Source organism: Oceanisphaera litoralis, from assembly GCF_016907015.1.
Taxonomy (GTDB): Bacteria; Pseudomonadota; Gammaproteobacteria; order Enterobacterales; family Aeromonadaceae; genus Oceanimonas; species Oceanimonas litoralis.
In genome coordinates this window covers 52,363-63,042 of sequence record NZ_JAFBBE010000021.1, presented here as the reverse complement: position 1 = coordinate 63,042, position 10,680 = coordinate 52,363, and the positions used below count along the sequence as shown (strand labels likewise).

The window sequence follows — 10,680 nt, the reverse complement described above, 5'->3', positions numbered from 1 at the left end:
ACACAGTTTGCTTGATAAATTGTTAAAGAGCGTTGACCTTGTTCAGGTCAGGGATGCGTAATCTACGCACTCCATCATGTTTCGTCAAGCGTTGAATCAAACTTTATTTCGTTCGTTTCGAACCCTTGTGACCGTGAGCGGCTTGCCCCGTGTCAGTGGATGCGCATTATAGGGAGCGCCCGATTTTGCGCAAGGGCTTTTTTGACAAAAAAAACCGTTCGCTCACCTATTGAACAATCCGCTTTCTTTTACCGCTTTTCTGCCTATATAGATGTCTTTCTCGCTTCTATTCTTATGGACTGTCTTATGGACTGGCTTATCGAGACCGCTTTGGCGGATGCGCCCTTTGTGGGCTTGGGGTAAGATAGCGCCCCTTTTTTATTCCCCCTCTTCAGCTTGGAGAATTGAATGCCTTTTTCCCTCGGCCAACGTTGGATTAGTGATACAGAAACCGATCTGGGACTGGGCGCCATCGTCGCTATCGATGTGCGTATGGTGACCATGCTATTTCCTGCCTGTGGTGAAAACCGCATGTATGCCAAGGACGATGCGCCTATTACCCGGGTCATGTTCAACCCCGGCGATAGCATCAGCAGCCACGAAGACTGGGAGCTTGAAGTCGCTTCCGTCACAGAAGACAAGGGTCTGTTAACCTACCACGGCACTCGTCTGGATACCGGTGAGCCTGCCAGCCTGAGGGAAACCTTTCTCAACCACTTTATCAAGCTGAACAAGCCTCAGGAACGCCTGTTCGCCGGCCAGATTGATAAGATAGGCCGCTATAACCTGCGCTATCAGGCGCTGATGCACCAATTCAACCAGCGTCGTTCGCCCTTGCGCGGCCTGGCCAGCGGTAAGGTCAGCCTGATCCCGCATCAACTGCATATCGCCAAGGAAGTCGGCAGCCGTTATGCCCCCCGCGTCTTGCTGGCAGATGAGGTTGGCCTGGGTAAAACCATCGAGGCCGGCATGATCATTCAGCAGCAATGGCTGTCGGGTCGGGCCAGCCGCATTCTTATTCTGGTGCCCGATGCGCTGATCCATCAGTGGCTGATTGAAATGATGCGCCGCTTTAACCTGCATTTCGCCCTGTTCGACGAAGAGCGCTGTGTCGAGGCCTTTGCCGATGCCGCCAACCCCTTCGATACCGAACAGCTGGTGCTGTGCAGCCTCGACTTCATTACCAAGAAGCGCAAGCGCTTCGAGCAGTTGCATGAAAGTGACTGGGACTTGCTGGTAGTAGATGAAGCCCATCACCTGATGTGGGATGCCGAGCAGCCCAGTCGTGCCTATGAAGTAGTGGAAGCGCTGGCCGAAGATACCGCCGGCGTCTTGCTGCTGACCGCCACGCCGGATCAGCAGGGTCACGAGAGTCACTTTGCCCGGCTGCGGCTGCTCGATCCCGAGCGCTTCTATGATTACAACGCCTTTCTGGCCGAAGAAGAAGAATATCAGCCGCTGGCCGCGGCGGCGGAAGCCCTGCTCTCCGACGCCCCGCTCGATGAAACGGCAAAAGCCCGCCTGGCTCCCTTTATGGATGGCCAGGATGACAGTTGCCTGACCGATCCGGCCGCCCGTCGGCAGTTGCTGACTCAACTGCTCGACCGGCACGGCACCGGTCGCCTGCTGTTCCGCAATACCCGTCAGGCGATCAAGGGCTTTCCCGCCCGTCAGCTGCAGTTGCATCCTCTGCCCCTGCCCAGCCAGTACAAAACCGCCATCCGCGTGGCAGGCATGATGGGCAGCCGGCAGGATGATGCCAGTCAGGCCTTGCAGGCCCTGTATCCGGAAGAGATTTATCGCCAGTTTGAAGGTGGCGACAGTGCCTGGACCCAGTTCGACAGTCGGGTCGAGTGGCTGCTGGAATACACCAAAGCCAGACGCAACGACAAGATCCTGATCATCACCGCCAAGGCCGGTGTCGCCCTGGCGCTGGAAGAAGTGCTGCGGGTTAAAGAAGGCATTCGCGGCACCGTCTTTCACGAAGGCATGTCATTGCTGGAGCGGGACAAGGCGGCCGCCTACTTTGCCCAGCAGGAAGGCGGCGCCCAGGTGATGATCTGCTCGGAAATCGGCTCGGAAGGCCGCAACTTCCAGTTCTCGCATCAGCTGGTGCTGTTCGACTTGCCGCTCAACCCGGATCTACTGGAACAGCGTATCGGTCGCCTCGACCGTATCGGTCAGCAGCACAATATCGATATTCATGTGCCTTATCTGGAAGGCACGGCCCAGCAGGCGTTGACCCTCTGGTATCACCAGGGAATGGATGCCTTCAGCAAGCCCAATGCGGTCGGCCAGCCGGTCTATCAGCAGGTCGGCGAGCGGCTGTTGGCGCTGCTGGCCGAGCACGGCCAGGACGAAGCGGCGCTGGAGCAGCTGATTGCCGATACCCGAGCCCTCGCCCAGGAACTCAACAGCCAGATGGAGCAGGGCCGGGATCGCCTGCTGGAACTGAACTCCAGCGGCGTTATTCTCGACCGGGATCTGGTCGCAGAGTTAACCGAGAGCGACGAAGACCCGACCCTGGCCATCTTCGCCATCAAGCTGTTTGATGAAGTGGGCGTGCATCAGGACGATCGGGGTGAAAACGCCATCGTGCTGCGGCCTACCGAGCAGATGCTGATCCCTAGCTTTCCCGGTCTGCCGGAAGACGGCGCCAGCATCACCTTCGACCGGGACACGGCCCTGAGCCGGGACGACCTGCACCTGCTGAGCTGGGATCATCCGATGATCCGTGGCGGTATCGACCTGGTGCTGGGTTCGGAAATCGGCACCACCTCGGTGGCCATTCTCAAGAACAAGGCGCTGCCGGTCGGCACCCAGTTCCTGGAGCTAATCTTCGTGGCCGAGTCGGCTCATCATGCCCAGCTGTATCGTTTTCTGCCGCCCGCCCCCATCCGCCTGTTACTCGACAAGAATGGCAACGATCTGGCGGACAAGGTCAGCTTCGAGTCATTCGACAGGCAGCTCAGCCCGGTCAACCGTCACCTGGCCAGCAAGCTGGTGAACGCCTCCCAGACCATCATTCATCATCTGCTGCAACAGGCACAGCCGGTGGCAGAGCAACAGATGCATGCCCTGGTCGAACAGGCCCGGGGGCGGATGCACGAGTCTATCGGACAGGAGTTACAACGCCTGCAACAGCTGGCCAGGGTCAACCCCAACGTACGGGAGAGTGAAATCACTCATGTACAGGAGCTGCAGGATGAGCTGGATAGCCTGCTCAGCCATACCCGCTTAAAACTGGACGCGATTCGGTATATCGTCGTCAGCCACCAATAAGGAAATAGCATCATGGTTCTGCTGCGTTACGATCCACCGACGGATCCCCTGTTTGAAGTGCTGTATCAGGACGACAGCCTGATAGTGCTGAACAAGCCGAGTGGCCTGCTCAGCGTACCCGGCCGGGATCCTGTTCATCACGACAGCTTGTCTTACCGGGTGGCGCGCGTTTATCCCACTGTTCAGGTAGTGCACCGGCTGGATATGGCGACCTCGGGGGTGATTGTAATGGCATTGCACCCCAAGGCACACCGAGAGCTGAGTCGGCAGTTTCGTGAACGTGAAACCGCCAAGTGCTATTACGCCTGGGTGTATGGCAATCCCAAACAAAGTGCGGGCAGCATAGATCTGCCGCTGTGTTGCGACTGGCCCAATCGGCCACGGCACATGGTGGATCATGAAAACGGCAAGCCCGCGCTCACCCACTGGCGCTGCCTGCGCCGGCTGGAAGACCGCAGCCTTATCAAGCTGACGCCGATCACAGGTCGCTCTCATCAGTTACGGGTGCACATGAAAAGCCTGGGCCATGTTATTTTGGGCGATAACCTCTACGCCGAAGGGGAAGCCCTGGAGATGGCACCGCATTTACAGCTGCATGCCGCCGAACTGGAGTTTCGTCACCCCAGAAGCAAGGAATGGCTGAGCTTCACCGCCCCTGCCCCCTTCAATATGGAATAGGGTGCATGAACACAGGATGGCGGGCGGGAACAGAACCGGCTGGTGTAAAATGCGGGGATTAGGGATTAGGGATTAGGGATTAGGGATTAGGGACTGGGAAGTAACGAATCCCTGCTCCCCAATCCCTGCTTTCAACGGATCTTCCGCACCGCCTTGATGGTTTCCCAGGCTTGCTGAATGTCCTGCGCCTTTTCCTTGGCCATGTCCATCATTTCCTTGGGCAGGCCCTGGGCCGCCAGCTTGTCGGGGTGATGCTTGGACATCTGCCGACGATAGGCGCGTTTCACCATGCTGTCGTTGGCCCCTTCTTCCACCTCGAGAATACGGTAGGCATCACGCAAGCGCTCTGCCGGTGGTGGCGTGTGGCCACCGGCGCCATGCCCATGCCCATACCCATGACCATGACCATGACCATGACCATACCGAAAACCATGCAGCTGGGCTTCGGCAAAGGCCAGCAATTGTTCCAGCTCGGCCTCGGAAAAACCCAGTTCGGCGGCAATGGTCAACAACAGGCGACGTTCGGCCGGGTGCAAATGGCCATCGGCGAAGGCCAGCTGCAACTGCACTTCCATAAAGAAACGCAGCAGGTTACGGCTGTCTTTGACTCGCGCCCGAAAACGGCGCAGGGTCTCGGTTAACGGAAAATCGGCGCTTTTACCCTCGCGAAAGGCGTTCTGGGCCTGAACCCGTTGTTCGCCCTGCAACCGCATCTGGGTCATCAGCTGCTCTGCCAGTCGAATTTCCTCACTCGATACCTGACCGCTGGACTTGGCCACATGGCCCATGGTGGCAAAGGTGGTATAGAGGAACTCGGCCTGAGCGCCCTTGTTGAACAGCCAGGCGTTGGCCAGTTTTTTGTCGACCAGATGCCCGAGCCATAACCCCAGCAGGGCGCCCGGAAGACTACCGATTAGCAGCCCGAACAAAAAACCGATCAATTTACCTTTGATATGTGCCAACATTTATTGTACCTCCGAGGCATTCATATGAACACCTTGCCGAAAGGCAACGCAAAGGCACATCGGAAGCGGGGACCAATGGGGAACAACTAACCTCATGAACGGGATCCTGGATGAAAAATGAAGCTAAAGCAGGGCCATAGTGCTGGCCACAAGAATGCTTTATCATAGCCCGTTACCATAAAGTAATGACACCAAAAGCTCAACCAGCCTCCGAGGGCGGTGTCGCCACACCAGGAATGCGAGCATCAACCCATGAGAATACGGATTATCGGCTTTCCCCTGCTGCTCATCTCGGGCCTGACCCAGGCTCAGACAACGGCGGTGACCGCCGCAGAAGAGTCCCGCCCCCCTCTTAATTTCAGCCGCTGTTTCAGCCATGTTCCGTTACGGGTCGACGCCACTCAAGGAGATCCCAACGCGCCCATTACCGTCACCGCCGAGGTGCTGAATGCCACTCGTGACGGCAAAATCCTCTATCGTGGTGATGTACAGGTAGAGCAGGATCAACGCCGGTTCAGTGCCGATTACGTCGAGCTGGAGCAGCTTAGCCGCGATGTGCTGGCCGAAGGCAATATTCATTTCACCGACGGCACCATCAGCGTAGACAGCGACCGACGGCTGACGGGTAACCTCACCACCAAGGATACCGAGCTGGACGAGGCCCGTTACCAGTTTCATGGCGAGCCCGGTCGTGGCCGGGCGAGGCAGGTGCAGCTGAGCGACAACACCAATCAGGTGGATTTCAGGAGCGCCAGCTACACCACCTGTCCGCCGGGCGAGGAAGTCTGGCAGCTCAAGGCCAGCTCGGTACAGGTCGAGCAGGATCAAGTGTTCGGGGAAGCCTGGAATGCGGTGCTCTGGCTGGGTGATGTGCCGGTGTTCTACTTTCCCTACATCAAGTTTCCGGTCAAGGATGAGCGGCAGAGCGGTTTTCTTTACCCCACCATCGAGCTTGGCGGGACAAACGGCAACGACATCAGTGTCCCCTATTACTGGAATATTGCCCCCAACTACGATGCCACCCTGACGCCCCGTTACATGAGTAAACGCGGCACCCTGGGCCAGCTCGAGTTCCGCTATCTGCCGGTGGAAGGGCAAAGCGGCACCCTTTATGGCGAATACCTGTCGAACGACGATCAACTGGCTGACACCGAATGGCGGGACAAGGCGCGCTGGTTGTTCCACTGGCGCCACAACGCCCGCTTCGATAGCGAAGGTCACTGGCGTGGTAACATCGACTACACCAAGGTCGCGGGCTGGGATATTGCCTATTTCGACGATTTTTCGCCGCCGGTCGGACAAAGGGTCGATAACCAGCTGATGCAGTCACTCAATGGCGGTTATTATGACCGACACTGGCAGCTGACCACCGAAGTGCGGGATTACCAGATTCTCAGATCCGATCTGGCGACTCAGCCCTTCCAACTGACCCCCAGCCTGGCGCTGACCAGTTACCGCGGCTTTGGTGATTTCGATCTGGGCTTGGACTCAGAGCTGACCCGGTTCAACAACGACAACGACAATGTCTACCAGGCGACCCGTTTTCATGCGGAGCCCAAGCTGGTGTATTCCGTCGTCAATCGGCCGGGGGCAAAGCTCACCGCCGATGTGGGTGCCTATTACACCCACTACGAGCAGGATATTCCCGATACCCTCTCTGCTTACTATGGCAATCAGACCGAGGACGGACTGGGCTTCACCACCGACAGCCTGGACTCCAGCGTCGATCGCTTGCTGCCGCGTCTGCGTCTCAACGGCACCCTGGTGTTCGACCGGGACACCCGCTGGTTCGAGCAGGACTTCACCCAGACGCTGGAACCGCAGTTGCAGTATCTGTATGTTCCCTTCGAAGAACAGGACAATATCGGCCTGTACGACACCACCGATATGCGCCAGGACTACTACAGCCTGTTCAGCGATCGCCGCTTTGCCGGCCTGGACCGGATCAGTGACGCCAATCAACTGACCGCCGGCTTCACCAGCCGTATCTACGATGCAGACAGCGTCGAACGGTTACGCCTGGCCCTGGCCCAGACGTATAACTTCACGCCCCCCAGGGTCAAGCTCTATCCCGGCGAACAACTGGACGAAACCAATCGCTCTTTCCTGACCTTCGAGGGGGACCTCAATCTGGACGGCAACTGGTTTGTACATACCGAAGCCCAGCAGGATACCCGCAACAACCGACTCGCCGCCGGTAATGTCACCCTGGAATACAACAGCGAGGGCAAGCTGGCCCAGCTTGGCTTTCGTCATCTGAACCAGACCTATTTTACGGATGCCAGCCTCCAGGGGAACGATCTCAACCAGCTGGGCGGCACCTTCTCCTGGCCGCTGGATCCGCAATGGCGGCTGATCGGCGGCCATTACCGGGATATTGAACTCAATCGCAATATCGATACTCTGATAGGGTTGCGTTACGACTCCTGTTGCTGGGCCGTCAGCCTGGTGTGGCAACAATCGCAAAAAGAGGACAAGCTGATCAATCCGAACGAAACCCTGCAGGAGACACTGATCGGGCTGCGCTTCGAACTGAAAGGCTTCAGCTCGTTTGGTACCGGCAGCGGCGAATTCTCCCCCGGCACCAAATTGCTGCCATATTATCGTCCCTTTAATCTCAATAACTGATTTCATTGCGCACAGGATTTGTCATGAATAATAGATGTAAACAACTGCTGATTGCCGCCGGTCTGGGCCTGATGGCCGCCACCGGCCAGGCAGCCGAGTTGCTGGATAAAGTCGTTGCCGTCGTCAACCAGGATGTGGTGCTGGAAAGCCAGCTTGCAGGCCTGGTCAATCAGGTAAAACACGGTGCCGCCGCCGCCGGGCAACCGCTGCCGAATGAACAACCACTGCGTCGGCAGGCGCTGGATCGGCTGATACTCGAAAGCCTGCAGCTACAACTGGCCGAACGCCTGGGATTGCGCATCACAGATACCCAGCTGGAGCAGGCCATTACCAACATCGCCCGCAGCGAAGGCAAGACGCCCGAGCAATTGCGTGCCGGCATCAAGGCCGAGGGCCTGACCTACGCCCAGTTTCGCGAGCAGGTGCGGAACGAAATTCTGCTGAGCGAACTGGCCCGTAATCAGGTGCGTCGCCGCATCAACATTTCCGATCAGGAAGTCAAACAGGTGGTGCAGATGATCAAGGAGCAGGGCCGGAGCCAGATCCGCTACCGGGTCGGTAATATACTGTTGCCGCTGCCGATAAACCCCGACACCGAGCAACTGCGTCAGGCAAGCCGCCAGGCGGAAGACATGCTCAAGCAACTGAAGCAGGGTGCCGATTTCCGCAAGCTGGCCATTGCCCACAGCGCCGGTCCCAAGGCGCTGGAAGGCGGTGACTGGGGCATGCTCGGCATCAACGAAATGCCCTCCCTGTTCAGCGAAGCCGTGAAGAATCACCGCGAGGGTGATATCATCGGCCCGATACGTTCCGGTGCCGGCCTGCATATTTTCACTGTTTTTGACACCCAGGGCAGCACGGCCAACACAGTACAGGCGGTCGAAGTCAGAGCCCGTCACATTCTGCTAAAGCCCTCCATCATCATGAGTGAAGAGAAAGCCCAGGCCAGGCTGGCCGGCTTTGCCCGTTCCATTCGTGCCGGTGAGGCCGGCATGGCCCAGCTGGCGGAGCAGTTCTCCGAAGATCCTGGCTCGGCCATCAATGGCGGTGACCTGGGCTGGGCGGCCCCGGAAATGTATGTCAGCAGCTTTCGTGACACCGTCAACCAGCTCGAAGTGGGTCAGCTCAGTGAGCCGTTTCGCTCCGAGCATGGCTGGCACCTGGTGCAGCTGGAGGACAAGCGTGTGATGGATGCCACCGAGCAGGCCACCGAGCAAAGAGCCTATCAGCTGATTTTCAACCGTCGCTTTACCGAAGAAGTGCAGACCTGGCTGGATGAGCTGAGGGATGAAGCCTATATCCGTATTGTCGACACCCATTTATCGAACGGTGAACTGTGATTTGTCAACGTATCGCAATAACGCCCGGTGAGCCCGCCGGCATCGGCCCCGAGCTGATGCTGGCTCTCGCCGCGCAAGACTGGCCGGCAGAACTGGTGGTGATCGCCGATCCTGAGCTGATCCAGAGCCGGGCGGATGCCCTGGGCAAACAACTGACCCTGCAACCCTACCGGCCCGAACTGCCTCCTCGTCCCCAACGGGCAGGCACCCTGACCATAGCACCGGTCAAGCTGGCCAGGCCTGCCACGCCCGGTGTGCTCGACGAAGCCAACGGTCTCTATGTACTGGAAACCCTGAAGCGCGCCTCTGACGGCAACATGAACGGCGAGTTTGCCGCCGTGGTCACCGGCCCGGTGCACAAGGGTATCATCAACAAGGCCGGGGTCTCGTTCAGCGGCCATACCGAATTTTTTGCCCAGCAGGCCAATGTGCCGGATGTGGTGATGTTGCTGGCCACGCCCGGACTGCGCGTGGCTCAGGTGACCACTCACATTCCGCTGGCCTATGTGGCCAAGGCCATTACCGAAGAGCGGCTCAGCAAAATCATTCGTATTCTGCACGCCGAGCTGAAGGAAAAGTTTGCCCTGCCCAGTCCGCGCATCTACGTCTGTGGGCTTAACCCCCACGCCGGCGAAGATGGTCATCTGGGACGGGAAGAGCTGGATATCATCATTCCCACCCTGGAGACGCTCAGAGCCGAGGGCATGGATCTGGTGGGACCCTTGTCGTCCGATACGGTATTCCAGCAAAAATACATGCAGGACGCGGATGCCTTCCTGGCCATGTACCATGACCAGGGGTTACCGGTACTGAAATATATCGGCTTCGGCCAGGCGGTCAACATCACCCTGGGCCTGCCCTTTATCCGCACCTCAGTGGATCACGGCACCGCGCTGGAACTGGCCGGAACCAATAAAATCGATGCGGGCAGCATGCTGTGCGCGCTTAATCAAGCCATTGAAATGATAGAAAAACGCGATGAATAGTAAGGTTCACCAGGGCCACAAGGCCCGTAAACGTTTTGGTCAGAATTTTCTGCACGATGACTACATCATTGACCAGATAGTCAATGCTATTCATCCCAGCGATGATTTTACCATGGTCGAAATCGGCCCCGGTCTCGGCGCCCTCACCGGCCCTGTCTGCGATCGCATCCAGCGCCTCAACGTGGTGGAGCTGGATCGGGATCTGGCCGCCCGGCTGGCCGAACATCCTTTCCTCAAGGACAAGCTCAGTATCCATCAGGCCGATGCCATGAAGTTTGACTTCACTCAGTTGCAGGAGCCGGGCAAGAAACTGAAAATCTTCGGTAACCTGCCCTATAACATCTCCACCCAGCTGATGTTTCACCTGTTCGAGTTTGCCGCACAGGTCGAAGACATGCATTTCATGCTGCAGAAAGAAGTGGTCAACCGGCTGGCCGCCGGCCCCGGCAGCAAGGCCTATGGTCGACTGAGCGTCATGGCCCAGTATTACTGCCAGGTGGTACCGGTACTGGAAGTGGGACCCGACGCCTTCCGGCCGGCCCCCAAGGTGGACTCGGCGGTGGTCAAGCTGCTGCCTTACGAGACGCCGCCCCATCCGGCACTGGATATCGGCTGTCTGTCCCGCGTGGCCGCCGATGCCTTCGGCCAGCGCCGCAAGACCATTCGCAACAGCCTGAGTCATCTGTTCAACCTCGATCAGCTCACCGCACTGGGACTGGATCCGACCGCACGGCCCGAACAGCTGACCCTGATGCAGTACGTGACCCTGGCCAACGCCCTGGCCCAACGCAAGGAATAACC

At 58.1% G+C, this 10,680-nt stretch carries 7 protein-coding genes; 6 read left to right on the top strand and 1 reads right to left on the bottom strand.

Annotation, left to right across the window (positions count from 1 at the left end; all coding sequences use genetic code 11):
• Nucleotides 1-408: 408 nt before the first annotated feature.
• Together rapA and HNR62_RS13080 are read left to right on the top strand one after the other, a co-directional pair.
• Entirely contained in the window at nt 409-3,282 is a 2,874-nt protein-coding gene (gene rapA / locus HNR62_RS13085) for an RNA polymerase-associated protein RapA (RefSeq protein ID WP_204796532.1), read from the top strand.
• 18 nt (nt 3,283-3,300) lie between these two features.
• Entirely contained in the window at nt 3,301-3,960 is a 660-nt protein-coding gene (locus HNR62_RS13080; protein WP_204796537.1) for an RluA family pseudouridine synthase, read from the top strand.
• Nucleotides 3,961-4,091: 131 nt separating this feature from the next.
• Here HNR62_RS13080 and djlA read toward each other — a convergent pair whose 3' ends face one another.
• Entirely contained in the window at nt 4,092-4,925 is an 834-nt protein-coding gene (djlA, locus tag HNR62_RS13075) for a co-chaperone DjlA (RefSeq protein ID WP_204796531.1), read from the bottom strand.
• Between the two features lie 252 nt (nt 4,926-5,177).
• Here djlA and lptD point away from each other — a divergent pair, with 252 nt between their 5' ends.
• Genes lptD through rsmA form a run of 4 tightly spaced genes read left to right on the top strand, consistent with a single transcriptional unit; the run spans nt 5,178 to nt 10,678 of the window.
• Complete coding sequence (lptD, locus tag HNR62_RS13070) at nt 5,178-7,553, top strand: LPS assembly protein LptD (RefSeq protein WP_204796530.1); 2,376 nt, start codon at nt 5,178-5,180, stop codon at nt 7,551-7,553.
• 23 nt (nt 7,554-7,576) lie between these two features.
• The gene (gene surA / locus HNR62_RS13065; protein WP_204796529.1) at nt 7,577-8,893 is read left to right on the top strand and encodes a peptidylprolyl isomerase SurA; all 1,317 of its coding nucleotides are present in this window, start codon (nt 7,577-7,579) and stop codon (nt 8,891-8,893) included.
• Nucleotides 8,890-9,879 (top strand): 4-hydroxythreonine-4-phosphate dehydrogenase PdxA, encoded by a 990-nt coding sequence (pdxA, locus tag HNR62_RS13060; protein WP_204796528.1) that lies wholly within the window; start codon nt 8,890-8,892, stop codon nt 9,877-9,879. The genes surA and pdxA overlap by 4 nt, the downstream gene beginning before the upstream one ends.
• On the top strand, nt 9,872-10,678 hold the full coding sequence (rsmA, locus tag HNR62_RS13055) for a 16S rRNA (adenine(1518)-N(6)/adenine(1519)-N(6))-dimethyltransferase RsmA (RefSeq protein WP_204796527.1): 807 nt from the start codon (nt 9,872-9,874) through the stop codon (nt 10,676-10,678). Before pdxA ends, rsmA begins: the two co-directional genes overlap by 8 nt.
• The last annotated feature ends 2 nt before the right edge of the window (nt 10,679-10,680 follow it).

Bases quoted from the DNA above. Each gene is read 5' to 3' on its own strand.
- rsmA (WP_204796527.1), top strand. From the start codon at position 9,872: ATGAATAGTAAGGTTCACCAGGGCCACAAGGCCCGTAAACGTTTTGGT.
- rapA (WP_204796532.1), top strand. From the start codon at position 409: ATGCCTTTTTCCCTCGGCCAACGTTGGATTAGTGATACAGAAACCGAT.
- lptD (WP_204796530.1), top strand. From the start codon at position 5,178: ATGAGAATACGGATTATCGGCTTTCCCCTGCTGCTCATCTCGGGCCTG.
- djlA (WP_204796531.1), bottom strand. From the start codon at position 4,925: ATGTTGGCACATATCAAAGGTAAATTGATCGGTTTTTTGTTCGGGCTG.
- surA (WP_204796529.1), top strand. From the start codon at position 7,577: ATGAATAATAGATGTAAACAACTGCTGATTGCCGCCGGTCTGGGCCTG.